At 75.3% G+C, this 17,111-nt stretch carries 16 protein-coding genes and 1 pseudogene; 12 read left to right on the forward strand and 5 right to left on the reverse strand.

The window, feature by feature from the left end; translation table 11 throughout:
* Nucleotides 1–550: 550 nt before the first annotated feature.
* The 8 genes from AB0C76_RS35020 (at nucleotide 551) to AB0C76_RS35055 (ending at nucleotide 8,436) form a co-directional block, all read left to right on the forward strand.
* Entirely contained in the window at nucleotides 551–1,087 is a 537-nt protein-coding gene (locus AB0C76_RS35020; protein WP_359973463.1) for a GNAT family N-acetyltransferase, read from the forward strand.
* A 77-nt stretch (nucleotides 1,088–1,164) separates the two neighbouring features.
* The gene (locus tag AB0C76_RS35025) at nucleotides 1,165–2,400 is read left to right on the forward strand and encodes a serpin family protein (RefSeq protein WP_359973465.1); all 1,236 of its coding nucleotides are present in this window, start codon (nucleotides 1,165–1,167) and stop codon (nucleotides 2,398–2,400) included.
* Nucleotides 2,401–2,474: 74 nt separating this feature from the next.
* Nucleotides 2,475–3,245 carry an alpha/beta fold hydrolase gene (locus tag AB0C76_RS35030; RefSeq protein ID WP_359973467.1) on the forward strand — a complete coding sequence of 257 codons (771 nt, stop codon included), beginning with the start codon at nucleotides 2,475–2,477 and terminating at the stop codon, nucleotides 3,243–3,245.
* A gap of 68 nt (nucleotides 3,246–3,313) precedes the next feature.
* On the forward strand, nucleotides 3,314–4,558 hold the full coding sequence (locus AB0C76_RS35035) for a styrene monooxygenase/indole monooxygenase family protein (protein ID WP_359973469.1): 1,245 nt from the start codon (nucleotides 3,314–3,316) through the stop codon (nucleotides 4,556–4,558).
* 88 nt (nucleotides 4,559–4,646) lie between these two features.
* On the forward strand, nucleotides 4,647–5,084 hold the full coding sequence (locus AB0C76_RS35040) for an archease (RefSeq protein WP_359973471.1): 438 nt from the start codon (nucleotides 4,647–4,649) through the stop codon (nucleotides 5,082–5,084).
* A 12-nt stretch (nucleotides 5,085–5,096) separates the two neighbouring features.
* Nucleotides 5,097–6,524 carry an RtcB family protein gene (locus AB0C76_RS35045; protein WP_359973473.1) on the forward strand — a complete coding sequence of 476 codons (1,428 nt, stop codon included), beginning with the start codon at nucleotides 5,097–5,099 and terminating at the stop codon, nucleotides 6,522–6,524.
* 155 nt (nucleotides 6,525–6,679) lie between these two features.
* A complete protein-coding gene (locus AB0C76_RS35050) occupies nucleotides 6,680–7,606 on the forward strand; it encodes an ABC transporter ATP-binding protein (protein WP_359973475.1) in 927 nt (308 codons plus the stop codon).
* Nucleotides 7,603–8,436: an ABC transporter permease subunit gene (locus AB0C76_RS35055; protein WP_359973477.1), complete on the forward strand. Its 834-nt coding sequence runs from the start codon at nucleotides 7,603–7,605 to the stop codon at nucleotides 8,434–8,436. Before AB0C76_RS35050 ends, AB0C76_RS35055 begins: the two co-directional genes overlap by 4 nt.
* A gap of 3 nt (nucleotides 8,437–8,439) precedes the next feature.
* On the opposite strand, the gene AB0C76_RS35060 is transcribed toward AB0C76_RS35055, so the two are convergent.
* Nucleotides 8,440–8,829: a hypothetical protein gene (locus AB0C76_RS35060; protein ID WP_359973479.1), complete on the reverse strand. Its 390-nt coding sequence runs from the start codon at nucleotides 8,827–8,829 to the stop codon at nucleotides 8,440–8,442.
* Between the two features lie 239 nt (nucleotides 8,830–9,068).
* Nucleotides 9,069–9,977 (reverse strand): LysR family transcriptional regulator, encoded by a 909-nt coding sequence (locus AB0C76_RS35065; protein ID WP_359973481.1) that lies wholly within the window; start codon nucleotides 9,975–9,977, stop codon nucleotides 9,069–9,071.
* Between the two features lie 176 nt (nucleotides 9,978–10,153).
* Between AB0C76_RS35065 and AB0C76_RS35070 the strand changes: the two genes are divergently transcribed.
* Nucleotides 10,154–10,822, forward strand: coding sequence for a type 1 glutamine amidotransferase domain-containing protein (locus AB0C76_RS35070; RefSeq protein WP_359973483.1), 669 nt, complete (start codon nucleotides 10,154–10,156; stop codon nucleotides 10,820–10,822).
* Between the two features lie 149 nt (nucleotides 10,823–10,971).
* Here the strand turns inward: AB0C76_RS35070 and AB0C76_RS35075 are convergent, their stop codons facing one another.
* Nucleotides 10,972–12,156 (reverse strand): erythromycin esterase family protein, encoded by a 1,185-nt coding sequence (locus AB0C76_RS35075; protein ID WP_359973485.1) that lies wholly within the window; start codon nucleotides 12,154–12,156, stop codon nucleotides 10,972–10,974.
* A 78-nt stretch (nucleotides 12,157–12,234) separates the two neighbouring features.
* Between AB0C76_RS35075 and AB0C76_RS35080 the strand changes: the two genes are divergently transcribed.
* Nucleotides 12,235–12,972 carry a MerR family DNA-binding transcriptional regulator gene (locus AB0C76_RS35080; RefSeq protein WP_359973487.1) on the forward strand — a complete coding sequence of 246 codons (738 nt, stop codon included), beginning with the start codon at nucleotides 12,235–12,237 and terminating at the stop codon, nucleotides 12,970–12,972.
* A gap of 269 nt (nucleotides 12,973–13,241) precedes the next feature.
* On the forward strand, nucleotides 13,242–14,291 hold the full coding sequence (locus AB0C76_RS35085; protein WP_359973489.1) for a TIGR03617 family F420-dependent LLM class oxidoreductase: 1,050 nt from the start codon (nucleotides 13,242–13,244) through the stop codon (nucleotides 14,289–14,291).
* Nucleotides 14,292–14,321: 30 nt separating this feature from the next.
* On the opposite strand, the gene AB0C76_RS35090 is transcribed toward AB0C76_RS35085, so the two are convergent.
* On the reverse strand, nucleotides 14,322–15,989 hold the full coding sequence (locus tag AB0C76_RS35090; protein ID WP_359973491.1) for a serine/threonine-protein kinase: 1,668 nt from the start codon (nucleotides 15,987–15,989) through the stop codon (nucleotides 14,322–14,324).
* Nucleotides 15,990–16,119: 130 nt separating this feature from the next.
* On the opposite strand from AB0C76_RS35090, the gene AB0C76_RS35095 reads away from it, so the two are divergent.
* Nucleotides 16,120–16,875 (forward strand): hypothetical protein, encoded by a 756-nt coding sequence (locus tag AB0C76_RS35095; protein ID WP_359973493.1) that lies wholly within the window; start codon nucleotides 16,120–16,122, stop codon nucleotides 16,873–16,875.
* 129 nt (nucleotides 16,876–17,004) lie between these two features.
* On the opposite strand, the pseudogene AB0C76_RS35100 reads toward AB0C76_RS35095, so the two are convergent.
* Nucleotides 17,005–17,111 (reverse strand): annotated as a pseudogene (locus tag AB0C76_RS35100) (DNA-binding response regulator); the annotation flags it as partial.

The following is a 17,111-nucleotide window of genomic DNA, read 5'->3' on the forward strand; positions in this document are numbered from 1 at the left end:
GTCGTACCAGCCGTGCCGGCGCCCGTCCGCGTCCCGCCCGCAGATCGGGTTCACGAGGAAGTCCTTCGCCGGCCAGGGCATCCAGTCGATGCCCCGCTCGCGCAGTCAGGCGCGGACGGCCTCCATCGGGTGGGGGCTGTCCGGGAGGTTCTGGTAGGCGACGATGGTGATCCACCGGGGATCGGCTGCGGTCATGCGGTCCAGGGTAGGCTCGTGGGCCTTCGCGGGGGAGGGGATTGCGGGATGGGCGACGGTGGTCGACGGCGCGTGCCGGAGCGGGCGGTGGCAGCCCGGCGGGGGGCTGCTGCGCGCGGGTTCTCGAAGAGCCGTACGTCCGAGGCGGGGCCTCCGTTGGCCGTCGCGGCCGCGGGCGGGCGGGCGGTGTGAGCGCCGGGAGCGGGACGGGCTCGGTCGACGGGCTCCGCCTGTTCCACCTGGCGCACCCCGACCTGGATCCGGCCGAAGTGCCGACCACGCCCACGAGTTCGGTGATCCTGGCCACTCGGAAGGACACTCGCAAGGACCCGAAGGACCGGAAGGAACGAATCCCATGGTGATGATCGAGACGCCCCGCCTGATCCTGCGTCGCTGGCGCGAGGAGGACGTGGCCCCGATGGCGGCCATCAACGCCGACCCCGAGGTGATGCGGTGGATCGCCGACGGCCGGCCGCTGGAGGAGGCGGACACCCGCCGCTTCACCACGCTGGTCGAACAGCGGTGGGAGGAGGAGGGCTTCGGCCTGTTCGCCGTCGAGGTGCGCGGGACCGGCGAGTTGGCGGGCTTCACCGGCCTGGCCGTCCCGCGCTTCCTGCCCGAGGTGCTCCCGGCCGTCGAGGTCGGCTGGCGCCTGGCCCGCACCTTCTGGGGCCGGGGCTTCGCCACCGAGGCGGCGCGGGAGGCCGTCCGCTTCGGCTTCGAGGACTGCGGCCTGGACCGGATCGTCAGCATCGCCCAGGTCGGCAACACGGCGTCGGAGCGCGTGATGGACAAGCTGGGCATGCGCGTGGAACGCGAGACGACCACCCCGGCCACGGGCCGCCGCGTGCGCGTCCACGAGCTGACGCGGGAGGAGTACGACGCCCGCTGAGCGCGGCGAAAACCTCTGGCCGCGGCAGGCCGGCCACCCCTACGCTCCCGTGCGGAAGGCCGAGGACAGGGGACGTGATGAGCAGGGCCGGGATCGTACGCGGGGTCAACGAGTTGGGCGCGCGGTGGGCCGGGCACGCCCTGGCGGAGGGCCGGCAGACGCTGCTCGTGCCCGCCGGCGTGTGGCCGCTGCTCGGGCTGGTGGCGCCCGCGGGCAGCCCGGCCGTCCGGCGGGACTTGGAGGACGCGCTCGGGCTGCCGGCCGAAGCCGCCGCGGACCGGGCGCGCCGACTGCTCGGCCTGCTGGACGAGGTGCCGGGCGTCTCGGCCGCGCTGGGACTGTGGACGGCCCAGGGGGTGCGGCCCCGGCCGGAGTGGCTGGCAGGTCTCCCGGCCGACGTGGTCGGCCGGCTGACCGGGGACGGCGAGCGGGACCGCAAGGCGCTCGACGCCTGGGCGTCCCGCCGCACGGACGGGCTGATCGACGCCATGCCGGTCGAGGTCGACGACGACACCCGTCTCGTGCTGGCCAGCGCCCTGACCGTCCGGACCGAGTGGATCCGCCCCTTCGACGTCGGCGGTGGGGTGGACGGCGACGCGTGGGGCCGCGAGGTCGAGTACCTGTCGCGGTACACCTCCCTGCTCGACCGGGCGGCTGTCGCCGACACCCCGGCAGGGCCGGTCACCGAGGTGCGGGTGCTCGGCAAGAACGACATCGACGTCCACCTGCTCCTCGGCGAACCGGACGCCCCGGCGGGCGCCGTCCTCGCCGCCGGCTTCGGCATCCTGGCGCACCGCCACCCCCGGGTCACCGCCGACCGCCTGCCCGCCGGCACCCCGGGCCCGGGGCTCACGATCGGCTGGCAGCGCAGCTACCGGCGCGAACCGGTCCTGGGCGTCTGCGTCCCGCAGTTCACCGTCGAGGCCGACCACGACCTGCTGGAGCGCCCGGACCTCTTCGGCCTCGCGACGGCGCGCCTCCCGTCCGAGACCGAGAGCCGCCTCCCGGGCCTCTCCGGCGACGACGAGCCGTTGTACGTCTCCAGCGCGCGCCAGACCGCCACGGCGAGCTTCGGCCCCCGCGGCTTCCGGGCCGCGGCCGTCACGGCGCTGGGCGCCGCGGTGGGGTGCGGCGCCGACCTTCCGCCGTACCGCGTCCGTCACGTCCGGGCGGAGTTCGGCCGCCCCTTCGGCTTCCTCGCCGTCCACCGCACCACGGGCCTCGTCCTCGCGGCGGGCTGGGTGACGGACCCGGACGACTACAAGGACCCGTGGGCCGACTTCCTGGACCCGGACGACGAGATGCCCGAGTGACCCCTGGGGTCGGCCGGGCGGTCCTGCGAGACTGGGGGCGGCAGAAGATCGTCCGCTGAGAGAGGTCGCCCCGCATGTTCGGTAGTGCTGCTGTCGAGAGTCCGTGGTTCCGGCGGTTCAGTCCGAGTGACTCGGCGCCCGCGCGGGTGGTGTTCTTCCCGCACGCGGGCGGGGCCGCGAGCTTCTTCCTCGACTACGCGACCGCGCTGGCGCCGCACGCCGACGTGCTCGCGGTGCAGTACCCGGGGCGGCAGAACCGGTTCGCGGAGCCGGGGATCGACTCGGTGGCGGAGCTCGCGGAGCGCGTGTACCGGGAGTTGCGGGCCTGGGCGGACCGGCCGTTGACGTTCTTCGGCCACAGCCTGGGGTCGGCGGTGTGCTTCGAGGTCGCCCGGCGCTTCGCGCGGGACGGGGTGGCCGGGCCGGAGCACCTGTTCGTGTCGGCCGGGCGGGCGCCGTCGGAGCCGCGGGACACCGAGGTGCACCTGATGTCGGACGACGGGCTGCTCGCCGAGATCGGGCGGCTCGGCGGCACCGACCAGCGGCTGCTCGCCGATCCGGAGCTGCGCGCGCTGATCCTGCCGGCGCTGCGGGCCGACTACACGGCGATCGAGACGTACCGCTGCGCGCCGGAGGACACCGTGCCGCAGCCGATCACGGCGCTGGTCGGCGACGCCGACGACCGGGCGACGGTCGCGCAGGCGCGGCCGTGGGCCGGGCACACCACGGGCGGGTTCGACCTGCGGGTCTTCCCCGGCGGGCACTTCTACCTGACCGACCAGGCCCCGGCGGTGCTGGACCTGCTCGTCGCGCACCTGCGTGGCCGGTCCGGTTCGGGCTGGTGACGGCGCCCTACTGTTCGACTACTGTGCGCACCTGACGTCCAGTCGGTCGAGTCGCCCGGGAGGCGTGCATGCGTCGGATCGCCGTCGTCGGAGCGGGCCAGGCCGGGCTGCAGCTCGCGCTCGGGCTGGTCGCTGCGGGTTACGAGGTGACGCTGGTCGCCGAGCGCACGCCCGAGCAGCTGGTCGGCGGGCGGGTGCTGTCCACGCAGGCGATGTTCGGCCCGGCGCGGCGGATCGAGGCCGCGGCCGGGCTCGACCTGTGGGCCGTCGACGCGCCCGCCGTCGACACGCTCACGATGGTGCTGGCCGTGCCACCGGGCGTGCGGGCGCTGGAGATCGCCGCGACGCTGGACGAGCCCGCGCAGTCCGTCGACCAGCGGCTCAAACTGGCGCGCTGGCTGGAGCTGCTGGCCGAGCGCGGCGGCCGGGTCGAGTACCGCACGCTCGACCGGGACGGCCTGCGCGCGCTCGCCGAGCGGCACGAACTGACGGTGGTCGCGGCCGGGCGCGGCGGCCTGGCCGGGATCTTCGAACGCGACGCGGCCCGGTCGCCGTTCGACCGGCCGCAGCGGTCGCTGTCCTGCCTCTACGCGCACGGCGTCGGCGCCCCCGACCCGGCCGTCGAGCCGCGCGCCCGGATGTACGCGCTGCCCGGCCTCGCGGACCTCTACCTCCAGCCGGCCCTGACGCTGTCCGGGCCGTGCGCGATCCTGCTGTGGGAGGCGGTGCCCGGCGGGCCGCTGGACGCGTTCACCGACGCGCCCGCACCGGACGTCCAACTGGCCAGGATCCGCGCCCTGTTGGCGGAGCACCTGCCCTGGGAGGCGGAGCTCTGGCGGCAGGCGGAACCGACGGACGCGGGGGCGGGTCTGTTCGGGGCGGTCACGCCGACGGTGCGGCGGCCGGTGGCCGCGCTGGGCGGCGCGCGGGACGTGCACGTGCTCGGCATCGGCGACGCGGTCGTGGTCAACGACCCGATCACCGGCCAGGGCGCCAACAGCGCCGCCCGCGCGGCCGACGCGTACCTCCGGGCGATCGTCGAGCACGGCGACGCGGCCTTCACACCGGCCTGGATGGCGGCGACCGCCGAAGACTTCTGGCGGCAACACGCCCGGCACACCGTGGAGTTCACCGCCACCATGCTCACCGCGCCGGAGCACGTGCAGGTCGTGTTCGCGGCTGCCGCGCGGCACGAGGCGGTGGCCCGCCGGCTCGTCAACACGTATCCGGAGCCGAGCGACCACGCGGAGTGGCTGGCCACGCCGGAGCTGACGGCGGCGTACCTGGCGGCGGTGGGCGTGCACGGTCGGTGACCGGTCCGGCCGCACTCGCTGCTGCCCGCTCTTGCCGGCGCGGGCCCCACGGGTCGACGCTGGGAGGAGACGGCGGAGGAGGCAGGTCGTGGAGCGTGCCGCGAGCGGCCACCGGACCGTGCCGCACACGGCGGACCTCCGGGTGGAGGCGTGGTCGCCGACGGCCGAGGGCTGCATCGGCGAGCTGGTCCGCGCCGTCGTCGACAGCTTCGCCGACCTCACCGCCGCCGACCCCGCCGGCGAGCGCGCCTGCACCGTCGTCGCGGCGAGCGACGCCGACCTGCTCGCGGGCGTCCTGGAGGAGGTCATCTACCGCATGGACGCCGACGGCGAACTCCCGACGGCGCTCGCCCTCGGTGCCATCCACGACGCGGACGGCGGCCGGACCCTGGAGGTGCGCTTCCGGATGGCCGACACCGCCACCGCCGCGCTCGTCGGCGCCGTACCGAAGGCCGTCTCGCTGCACGGCCTGGACCTGCGGTCCGGCCCCGGCGGCTGGACTGGCCGGGTCACCGTCGACGTCTGAGAGGTACCGGCCGTGGAGATCGCACTCACCGAGGAGGCCCGCCACCGCTGGCGGATCGACCGGACCCCGCCGATGCGCGTGCCCGGCGTCGTGTTCGCGAGCCGCGAGCTGCTGCCGCAGGCCGCCGGGGACAAGGCCCTCGAACAGGTCGCGAACGTCGCGACGCTGCCCGGGATCGTCCGGGCCTCCTTCGCGATGCCCGACGTGCACTGGGGCTACGGCTTCCCGATCGGCGGTGTGGCGGCGACCGACGTCGAGCAGGGCGGTGTCGTCTCGCCGGGCGGGGTGGGATTCGACATCTCGTGCGGCGTCCGGCTGCTGGCGGCCGGCGTCGGCCGGGACGAGGTCGACGCGGAGCGGCTGCGCCGGCTGATGGACCTGCTCGACCGGACCGTCCCGCGCGGCCTCGGGCGCGGCGGCCTGTGGCGGCTGGACGGACCGCAGGAACTGGACGAGCTGCTCGTCGGCGGCGCCCGCTACGCCGTCGAGCACGGCCACGGCGTGCCGCGCGACCTGGAGCGCTGCGAGGACGGCGGGGTCCTGGCTGGCGCGGCGCCGGGCGAGGTGAGCACGCGGGCCGTCGAGCGCGGGCTGCAGCAGGTCGGCAGCCTGGGTTCGGCGAACCACTTCCTTGAGGTGCAGGCGGTGGACGCGGTGTGGGACGCCGAGACGGCGGAGGCCTTCGGACTGCGGCCGGGGCAGGTCTGCGTCATGATCCACTGCGGGTCGCGCGGCCTCGGCCACCAGGTCTGCACCGACCACGTCCACGCCATGGAGCGCGAGCTGCACCGCTACCGGATCGACGTCCCGGACCGCCAGCTCGCCTGCACCCCGGTCGACTCGCCGCGCGGCCGGGCGTACCTGGGCGCCATGATCGCCGCGGCCAACTACGGCCGGGCGAACCGGCAGCTGCTGTCCGAGGCGGCCCGCCGCGCCTTCGCGACGGCCCTCGGGGCCGGACTGGAGCTCGTCTACGACGTCTCGCACAACCTCGCCAAGCTGGAGACGCACGACGTGGACGGTGTCGCCCGGCGCCTGTGCGTCCACCGCAAGGGCGCCACCCGCGCGCTCCCGCCGGGCGACCCGGACCTGCCCGCCGACCTCGTCCGGGCCGGCCAACCGGTGCTCGTCCCGGGCACGATGGGCACCGCGTCGTACGTCATGGTCGGGTTGCCCGGCAACGACGCGTTCCACTCCGCCTGCCACGGCGCCGGGCGGGTGTGGAGCCGGCACCAGGCGCTGCGGACGGTACGGGGCGAGACGCTGCACGGCGAGCTGGAGGCGCGCGGGATCGCCGTGCGGCCCGCCTCCTACCGGGCGCTCGCGGAGGAGACGCCGGAGGCGTACAAGGACGTGGACGCGGTGGCCGCCGTCACCGAGGACACAGGGCTGGCGCGCCGGGTGGCCCGGCTGGTGCCGCTGGGCGTCTGCAAGGGTTGAGCGCTGTTCCTGGGCGCGGTGCCGCTGGGCGTCTGCAAGGGTCGAGCGCCGCTTCCGTCCGGCGGTGTTGCTCGACACTCTCCGCGGGGAAGGCTTTGATGGCCCGGGGTCGGGCCCGGTCGAGGGCCGCGGGGCCGCGAGCGGAGGTGCGGGTCATGCCCAGCAGCAGACCGGTGATCGAACTGCGCGAGCTCACGAAGCGGTACGGCGCCACCGTCGGCATCGACCGGCTGGACGTCGAGGTCGCGGCCGGGGAGGTCTTCGGCCTGCTCGGGCCGAACGGCGCGGGCAAGACGACCACGCTGCGGTGCCTGGTCGGGCTGCTCCAGCCCTCCGGCGGCCGGGTGCGAGTGCTCGGCCTCGACCCGGTGGCCGACCACCGCCGGCTCGCGCCGTCGATCGGCTACCTGCCCGGCGAACTGCGGCTCTACCCCGAACTCACCGGGCAGCAGACGCTCGACCTCCTCGCCGCGCTCCAGGGCGCGCCGGTGCCCCGCCAGCGCGAGCTGTGCGAGCGGCTCGCCCTCACCCGCGCCGACCTCGGGCGGGCCGTGGGGGAGTACTCGCGCGGGATGAAGCAGAAACTCGGGCTCGTCCAGGCGCTCCAGCACCGGCCAGGCGTCGTGGTGCTGGACGAACCGACCGAGGGCCTCGACCCGCTCGTCCAGGAGACCTTCTTCGAACTGCTCGCCGAGGAGACCGCCGCCGGGCGGACCGTCCTGCTCTCCAGCCACGTCCTGCCCGAGGTGCAGCGCGCGTGCGAGCGGGTGGCGATCGTCCGGCGCGGGAGGCTGGTGACCGTCCGCTCGGTCGCCGAGCTGCGCCAGGCGCGGGCGCGGCGGGTGCGGCTCGTCCTCGCCGACGGGCGGGGCGCCCGTCCGCTCGGCGCCGCCGGCCGGTGGTCCCCGCGGTGGGAGGGGCAGCGCGTGGAGCTGGTGGTACCACCGGACGAACTCGTCGCGACGGTCAGGGAGTTGCTCGGGACATTGCCGGTGGCGGACCTCACCGTCGAGGAGGCGGGACTGGACGAGGCGTTCCTCGACCTCTACCGCAACTCCGAGGACCCGGAGGAGCGGCCGTGATCGCGCGCACCGTCAACCGCCGCCTCCCGCTGGTCTGGCTCGCCCTGCACCGGCGGCGCCGGATGCTGCTCGGGCTGCTGCTCGGCATGGTCGTCTTCGAGACCCTGATCACCGTGATCACCAGCACCGTCCCGCCCGGCGACCTGTTCGGCGCCCGCCGCACCCCGCCCGGCGCGTTCAAGGCCTTCAGCGGCTCCAACGGCGACGTCTCCATCGCCAGTTACCCGGGGCTGCTCGGCGCCGGACTCACCCACCCGTTCTGGATCGCGCTGCACCTGACCGTCATCGGCGCGCTCGGCGCCGCCGCCGTCGCGGCCGACGTCGAGTCCGGCACCATCGAGCTCCTGATGACCCGTCCGCTCTCGCGGCGCCGCCTGCTCGCCGAACGGGCCGGCGCCCTCGTGGCGGCGTCGGTCCTGCTCAACGCGGCGGCGACGCTGACCATCGCGCTCGGGGTCGCGTTCTCGCCGACGCTGCGCGCGGCCGTGCCCGAGGGCGGGGTGTTCGCGGCCGGACTGATGGGCTGCGCACTGGCGTTCAGCCTGACCGGCCCGGTGCTCGCGGTCTCGGCGTTCAGCCGCCGCCGCTCGCACGTGATCGGCGCGGCGGTGGCCCTCGGCGCGGTCGGCTTCGCGCTCAACTTCATCGCCCTGGCGTGGTCCCCGGCCGCGCCGTTGCGGTACGTGAGCCCGTTCCACTACTACGCGCCCGGCGACGTCCTGGCCCACGGGGGCGTGCCGTGGCAGTCGCTGGGCGTACTGGTGGGCGTGGGCGCGGTCGGACTGCTCGCCGCGTTCCGGCTGCTGGAGCGGCGGGACCTGGCGATCTGACGCTCAGACCTGCGGGCCGGCGGCGCCGGGCGAGCCGGAGCGGGCGGCGTGTGCGGCGATGGCCTCGGCGGCGGCGGGTGGGAGACCGAGATGCCGCGCGAGGCAGTCGGGGCCGTGCCCCTGGAGCGCGAACAGGTAGGCGGTCTGCACGCGGGCGTCGTACGCCACGTCGGGGGACGTGGTGGCGGCGAAGTCGCGGTGGTCGAGCAGGTACAGGCGCGCGGTGCCGTCCTGCAGGGTCAGCCGCAGCCTGCCGCGGACCACGGGGGCGTCGGCGGGCCGTGCGGTGAGCGGCGGCAGGTGCGGGGACGTGCGGCGCAGGCCGCGCAGCAGGCCGGCTCCGCGGGCGGGGGTGTGCAACGGGGAGAAGTGCGAGAAGGACAGGCGGGTCATGGCGAACCTCCGACGGCCGGGGCCGGGGGGGGGAGGGCGCGCGCGAGCGGACCGACTGGCGTCAGCGCGCGCCGGGGCGGGGTACGGAAAGCGGGGAACAGGGCCGACTGTGGCCCGGACTACTACTGGAGTCCATCTCTCTCGCCTCCCTCCCGGTCGGTGCCGCTACGAACCACCGGAAGAATAGTCCCCTTGTGTGAACTGACCGCCGATCTTGACGGAACCCTGGCGAAGGGGGCTCAGCAGGCATGCGCGGCCGCGACGAGACGCTCGCGGACCAGGGCGACGTGCGGATTGGCGGAGGCGGCGGGGCGCTGCACCAGATAGGCGGTGTTGATCGGCGGATCCTCCGGCCGGTGCAGCAGGCGCAGCGCGCCCGAGGCGAGTTCGGCGCGGCACAGGTAGCTCGGCAGGACGCTCCAGCCGGCGCCGGCCGCCGCCGCGTTGACGACCGCCCGCAGGTCGGGGGCGGTGACGGCGGCGCGGGCGTGCAGACGCTCGCCGAACACGTGCCGCCAGTACCGGCGGGCGATCGGGAGGTCCGCGGCGTAGCTGAGCAGCGGGACGTCCGCGAGGGCGGCGGGCAGCTCCCGGCCGTCCAGGCGCTGCGCCCAGACCGGTGCCGCGACGAGGACGAACTCCTCGTCGGCGAGCGGTTCCGCGTGCAGCGTCCGGCCGCGCGGGCGCCGGGTGGCGACGACCAGGTCGTGCCGCCCGGCGCGCAGCTCGGCGAGCAGGGGGTCGGTGAGGCCGGTGGTCACGCGCAGCTGGACGCCCCCGGCGACGAGCGGCGCGAGCGCGGGGAGCAGGACGGTGCCCAGGTACTCGGCGGGCCCGGCGAGGTGCACGGGCTCGGGGGTGCCGCCGGCCCGTTCGCCGGTGGCTTCGGCGAGCCGGTCGAGGGGGTCGGCGAGGCGGGCGGCGAGGTCGTCCGCGTACGGCAGGGCGGCGACGCCGCGGGCGCCGCGCTCGAACAGCTCCCGGCCGAGCCGCTGCTCCAGGGCGCGGATCTGCGCGGTGACCGTCGACTGGGACAGCCCGAGCCGGTGGGCGGCGGCCGTGAACGAGCCGGCGCGGTGGACGGCGAGGAAGGTCCGCAGCTGGTTCAGGTCCAGCGGGCCGGAGCCATGGGTTTCCCGATCGCTCATGGACGCGAGCCTACGGGACGGCGATGGCCGGGGCGCGGTCCGGAGCCATCGGATTCCCGATACCGGACATCGCGACGGCCATTGGTGGGCGATGCCGCAGCGCGTCTAGCGTCGGGCCGTGAGCACTCCGGCGGAGGACCGCCGGAGCGTGGGACCACAACCCTGGAGACTGCACCATGGCCACCATCCTGTTCGTCGTGACCGGCGCCGACGTCTGGACGCTGAACGACGGCACCGCGCACCCGACCGGTTACTGGGCCGAGGAGGTCCTCGTGCCGTACCGCGCCTTCACGGCGGCCGGTCACCAGGTCACCGTGGCCACCCCGGGCGCCGTGGTGCCGGTCGCCGACCGGGCGAGCGTGCCCGACGCGGCGACGGCCGAGGCGATCGCCGCCGTCGCCGAGCTGCGGCGGCCGGTGAAGCTGGAGGACACCGACCCGGCCGACTACGACGCCGTGTTCTACCCCGGCGGCCACGGCCCGATGGAGGACCTGGCGGTCAGCCCCGAGTCCGGCCGGCTGCTGGCCGGGGCGCTCGCCTCCGGCCGCCCGCTCGGCGTCGTGTGCCACGGCCCGGCGGCGCTGCTGGCCGCGCGGACGGAGGACGGCGGCTCGCCGTTCGCCGGCTACCGGATCACCGCCTTCAGCAACGAGGAGGAGCGCCAGGCGGGCCTCGCGGACAAGGCGCCGTGGCTGCTCCAGGACCGGCTGGTCGAGCTGGGCGTGGACTTCGCCGCGGGCGAGCCGTGGGCGCCGCACGTGGTCGTCGACCGCAACCTGGTGACGGGCCAGAACCCGGCGTCGTCGGCGGGGGCGGCCGAGGAGCTGCTGCGCCTGTTGGGCTGATCTGCGCGGCTGGTCACGGGAGTTGATCGGCCACGGGGGACTCGCGGTACCGGCGGCGCCCGCCCCACAGCGGTCGGGCGCCGCCGGTCCGCTTCCGTCACCGTATCGAGCCTCCGCGGACGCCGGAGGCACCGACCCGCCGCCGGGAACTACCGGATGTCGCGGACGAAGACGATCGCGTCGGCCCCGCCGGTGGTGACCGGGTCGAGGGCGGCATAGGTGTGGTCGGCCGGGATGCGCGGCGTCAGGTGCGGTGTGAAACGCGCGAGTCGGGCCGGGTCGAGGACGGACCTGTCGTGCGGGAGTGTCGACAGGAGCCCCTCGATCGTGTCGGCCGGCGGGACGTCGGAGCCGCGGCTGCCGAAGGTGGTGGCCGCGTAGGCGTACCGGTCGCCGAGACTGGTGCCGACGATCGCGCCCGCACTCCACCACCGGGTGAGCCGGCCGGCGAACCGCATGCTGCTCTCCTCCCGCTGGAGGTGGGCGTTGTGGGCGAACGCGAGCGTCGGGCCGCGGTGCTCCTCGCGGCGGAGGACGGCGTCGAGGTTGTCGGCCATCATCGCGTCCCGGCGGGACAGGAGCAGGGCGATGCGGGCGGGGCCGGGGTCGGCCATGGCGGCGTGGTAGCGCAGGAGCCCGATGGCGGTGCGGGCGTGCAACTCGGCGCGCCAGAAGGCGTCGGGGGAGGTCGCGGCCGTCAGGTGGGGAGCGTGCGCGGTGAGGAGAGCGCTCAAGTCATCTGCCATCACGCGCAGTTCACGGGCCTCGGGGGTCCGTCCGACGGACTTGGCCGGGTCCGTCATGATGGCCTCGTCCGTCCAGCGGCCGTCGTCGCCGAGGAGGCCGTCGAGGCCCGCGCGGTCGCAGGGTGGGTCCAGGTGGGCGGCGACGTAGTCGTACAGCGCGGTCAGGGACGGGCGCGGGCCGGCGGCGCCGGTGATCTCCAGCGGGCCGTCGAAGCCGTAGAAGCGGACTCGCTCCGCGTGCGGGTGCAGCTGGTTGAACTCGTGCATCCAGCGGATGAGTTCACGATTGGCCGGAGACGCGCCGAAGCCATGGCTGAAGCCGTGGGCGACGGCGTCGTCGAGCGTGCCGACGCCGTCGGTGACGTACGCGTCGACGACGAGACCTGCGAGGCAGTCGCTCTCGACGGCGATCGAGCGGTAGCCCTCGTGCTCGACGAGGTGGCGGAACAGCTCGTTGCGCAGCTCGGGGAAGGCCTCGACGCCGTGGGTGGGCTCGCCGAGGCCGAGGAGGCGGGTGGCGGGGGAGAGGAGCGCGGTGAGGGCGTGGCCGGAGAAGGGACGGGCCGCGTCCCGGATCGATGCGGTCATGACGTCAACCGTATCGTTGAAGCCTCGGTGTAGACTTTTCCGCCGTTTCTCGCGGGGAGATGGGAGCGAAGTCTCAAAATGAAGTTGCGGCCCGTCGATCTGGCGCGTGAGCACGGCCTGTCCACGCAGGCGGTGCGCAACTACGAGGAGGCGGGTTTCCTGCCGCCGGCCGGGCGCACGCCGAGCGGCTACCGCGTCTACGGCCCGCGCCACGCGTCGGCGCTCCGGGCGTTCCTGGCGTTGCTCCCCGGGCACGGCCACGCGACGGCGGGGGCCGTGATGCGGGCCGTGCACGCGGGCGAGGTCGACGAAGCGCTGCGGCTGATCGACGCCAGTCACGCGCAACTGGCCGGTGACCGGGCAACGTTGGACGCGGTGGAGGAGGCGCTGCACGACCTCGTCCCGGCGGCGGGCCTCGAACCGGCCCCCGGCCCCGAACCGGCCCCCGGCCCCGAACCCGGCGACACGTTCATCGGCCCGCTCGCGCACCGCCTCGGTCTGCGCCCGGCGACCCTGCGCGCGTGGGAGCGCGCAGGCCTGGTCGTGCCCCGGCGCGACCCGCGCACCGGCTACCGCGTGTACGCCCCCGCCGACGTGCGCGACGTGCTGCTGGCCCACCAGCTGCGCCGCGGCGGGCACGGCCTGGAGCGCATCGCGCAGGTGCTGGAACGCGTCCGGACGGCGGGCGGACCGGAACCCCTCCAGGCGACGCTGGGCGAGTGGCGCGAGCGCCTGACGGTGCGCGGGCTGGCCCTGCTCGCGGGCGCGGCGGCGCTGCACGCCTACCTGGCCGGCGGCTCCGCGGGCGGCGAGTAGGTGCCCGGTGAGCAGGCACCCGGCTCGTGGGCGCCTGTCGGGCGCGTGATCGGCGGGACCTGAGCGCGCGACGTCCTCGCCGCCGTCGACCGGTACCTGGACCGGCTGTTCGACGTCCGCGCGGAGCCGGTGCCGGCACACGGCCGACCGGGGAGCCGGGTCGGCCGGCGGGTGACGGCGTGGCAGGCTGGCGCCGTACCGACCCACCGCCGACCCACCGCTGACGTACGGCCGACGCACCGCCGCAGCCCGTGACCAGGAGCCCCGCCATGGACCGCCCGACCGCCGCCCTCCGCCTCGACGCCACCGCCTCCGGGCACCCGGCGGGCATCCTGGACGCCGCCGAGCAGGCCGAGCGCCGCGGCATGGACCGGCTGGTCGTCGCCGAGACCGCGTACGACCCGTTCCTCCAGCTCGCCCGCGCCGCCGACCGGACCGAGCGCATCGAGCTCGCCACCGGCATCGCGGTCGCCTTCGCCCGTACCCCGATGACCCTCGCCTACCAGGCGTGGGGCCTGCACGCGGCCTCTGGTGGACGGGCCGTCATCGGGCTGGGTTCGCAGGTCAGGACACACATCGAGAAGCGCTTCGGGATGCCCTGGGACCGCCCCGCCGCACGCATGCGCGAGTACGTCCACGCCGTGCGCGCGATCTGGGACAGCTGGCAGACCGGTGCGCGGCTGCGCTTCCGCGGCGAGTTCTACACGCACACGACGATGACCCCGGTCTTCTCGCCGGACCCGGTGCCCGGCGGGGTGCCCCGGATCCTCCTGGCCGGCGTCGGCCCGCTCATGACCCGCACGGCCGGCGCCGTCGCGGACGGCTTCCTCAGCCACCCGTTCTCCTCCCCCGCCTACCTGACCGAACAGGTCCTGCCCGGTCTGACCGAGGCCCGGACGGCCGCCGAGGCGGAGGGCGCCGCGTGGACGGCGCGCCCGTTCGAGATCGCCGGGAGCGTCCTCACCGCCACGGGGCGGACGGAGGAGGAACTGGCCGCCAACCGCGCCGCCGTCCGCGAGCGGCTCGCCTTCTACGCGTCCACGCCCGCCTACCGCCCGGTGCTCGCCCAGCACGGCTGGGAGGACCTCCAGGAACGCCTGCACCCGCTCTCGGTGCGCGGGCGCTGGCAGGAGATGGCCGCCATGATCGACGACGAGGTCTTCGACGCCTTCGCGGTGTCCGGCCCGGTGGAGGACGTCGCCCGCGAGATCACCCGCCGCTACGCGGGCCTCTTCACCCGGCTGTCCGTCAGCCTCCCCGAGGACGCCGACCCGGCGCTGGGGCTGGACGTCCTGGCGGCGGTGCGGGCGCTGGGGTGAGGACGCCGGGGTGAGGGCGGGGGCCGGGGGTCAGCCGGTCTTCCGCAGCACCGCTGCCTGGGTCACGACGCCCGCCCGGCTGACTCCGTAGTGGATCGTGCCGTCCGGCTCGATGACGAGCGTGCGGCGGTCGGTCGCGTCGCCGCCCGTGCACGCGCTGCCGGGCGTGCCCCGTACCAGCCGCGAGGTGTAGGTCAACGAGATCGACGAGGCCTCGACGAGCGTCCACACCGCCTCGCACCGGACGGCCCCGCTGTCGAGGCGCGAGCCCGTGCTCTGGTCGCCGATGCCGCCCGGGCCGACCGTGAGGGTGACGACTCCGGCCGGCGTGTTGTCCGAGTGGACGGCCTGGCCGCTCCAGGTCCCGAGGTAGGCGGCCGGCACGACGTTCCGTCCGGCGCCGCCGGCGGGGACCCCGGGCGCCATCGTGTTGGTGACCGGCGCGGATCCGGTGGTGGACGTCTGCGCCTCCTGGTGCGTCAGCGCGTACCCGGCGGCGGCGATCAGCAGTACGACCAGCACCACGAGCACCAGGACCAGCCGTACCCGCCGCCGGGGCGGAGGCGGGTACGGCGTCGGGCCGTAGACCGGGACGGGCTGGGGCGGGAGGGGGCGCCACTCTCCCGTGGGGGCGGGGCGCGTCGGGGTGGTGGGGTGGTGGCGCGGCACGGTCGGGGCCGGGCCCGGTGGCGGCACCGTCGGCCTGCGCGGTGTGGGCGTCGGGCGGGGCGTCGGCTCCGGGCGGGGCGGTGCCGACGCCGGTCGGGGCGGCACGGCGTGGGTCGTCCCGGTCCGGTCCGCCTCCAGGTCCAGCAACTGGGCGGCCGCCCGTCCGATCGCGGCCGCCACCGGGGCCGGCAGCCAACTCCCCGTGGCCAGGTCCCTGGTGGCCTCCCGGTCGTCGTCCAGCCAGGCGCGCAGCAGCTGCGGCGACGGGCGCGCGGCCGGGTCCTTGGCGAGGCAGCCGAGCAGGTTCCGGCGCAGCGACTCGTCCACCAGCAGGAGATCGGGGTGCTCGTAGACGGCCCGGAACAACACCGCCGGGACCACCCCCTCTCCGTACGGGAGCACACCCGTCGCCGCGTACGCGAGCACGGCACCGAGCGAGAACACGTCACTCGCCGGCCCGACCTTGCTCCCCCGGGTCTGCTCCGGCGACATGAATCCGGGCGATCCGACCGTGTAACCGGGCCTGGTGAGGCTCGTGTTGGCATCCAGGGCGCGGGTGATGCCGAAGTCGATCAGGCGCGGGCCGTCCGGAGCGAGCAGCACGTTGGACGGTTTGACGTCCCGGTGCACCAGCCCGAGCGCGTGCACGTGGGCGAGCGCTTCCGCGAGCCGGACACCGAGCGCCCGCACCGACGCCCCGGGCAGCGGACCGAACTGCCGCACGGCGGCGCTCAGGGACGGTCCGGCGACGTACCCGGTGGCCACCCACGGCCGGTCGCCCTCGGTGTCCGCGTCCAGCACCGGCGCCGTCCACTCCCCGCCGACCCGCCGGGCGGCGTCCACCTCCCGCCGGAACCGCGCCCGGAACTCCCGGTCCCCGGTCAGCTCCGGGCGCACCACCTTGACGGCCACCGTCCGTCCCCGCGCCGACCGCCCGAGGTACACCCGCCCCATCCCGCCCGCCCCGAGCCGGCGCAGCAGCCGGTACTCGCCCACCCGCCGCGGATCGTCATCCTCCAGCGACTGCATGTGCCACGCTCCCCTCGGCCCGCCCGGAGGCACACGCTACCGGCCCCAATATCAGGGCGTGGCAGGGTTGTTGTCACAGCTCTGCGACCACGGCGGATGAGGCTCCCCGACCTGCCGGTACGCTGGGCCGATGCTGCTCCCCACCGTCCCGCGCACACGGGTGCGGTCCGTCGCCAGGCCCGTCATGGACACACCCTTCGGCGTGGTGACCTTCACGACGACGATCGGGGACACCGCCCTCCCGCCGCTGCCCGACGAGCTGTTCGACCTGCCGGGCGGGAGGACGGTCGCGCGGTGGAGACACCACGCGGCGCGCGTCGAACTGCTGCTGACCCCGTACGACCCCGAGCTGGACCCCGAGGTGTGGGGCCCGCTGACCGACTGCCTCGCGGCGGTGTGGCGGATCGACGCCGTGTCGCCGCCGGGAAGGGTGACCTTCTCGGCGGGACTGCCCGCGCGGCTGCCGGACGGCGCCGACGCCGGCTGGGACGGCGGACAGGGCCTGGCCGCGATCACGGTGGACGACGACACGACCCGCCTCACCCTCGGCGGCCACGACGAGGAGGGGATCTGCCACGCCGCGGCCACCACGGCCGCAGCGCCCCGTCGCTGGGCGGGATTGATCAGGGAGGTCTACCGGAACTCCTGCACCACGTGGGGCGTCGACTTCGGCGACCACCACGGCATGACCTGGACCCTTCCTCCGCTGGAGGCCGGCGACCACTGCGAACTCCCCGTGGTCGCGGCCTGGACCTCGGTGGAGGACGAGACGGAGAACACCTGGTACGCGGTCGGTCCGTCCTCAACGGTGTTGCTGCATCAGGTGGTTGAACAAGGTGGAGAACGTCCGCCGCTACTTCAAGCCGTTCCCGGAGGCGATCGCTGATGTGACCAGCCTGCTGGCCCCGGCCCCCCGCAACGCGGCCGCCAACCGGCTGACCCCGCGGGTGCGGGGAGGAGGGAACAGCGCGAACGCGGCGAACTCGTGGTCGGCGATCGTTCCTCTCACCCTGCCCTACCGTCTACCCGGCACGAGTCCGTTCTCGAAGGCGATGATCGCCAGGTGGACGCGGTCCCGGGCCTCGAGCTTGGCGAACAGACGCGCGACATGGGTCTTCGCGG

It is taken from the genome of Kitasatospora sp. NPDC048722, assembly GCF_040650235.1.
Classification (GTDB): domain Bacteria; phylum Actinomycetota; class Actinomycetes; order Streptomycetales; family Streptomycetaceae; genus Kitasatospora.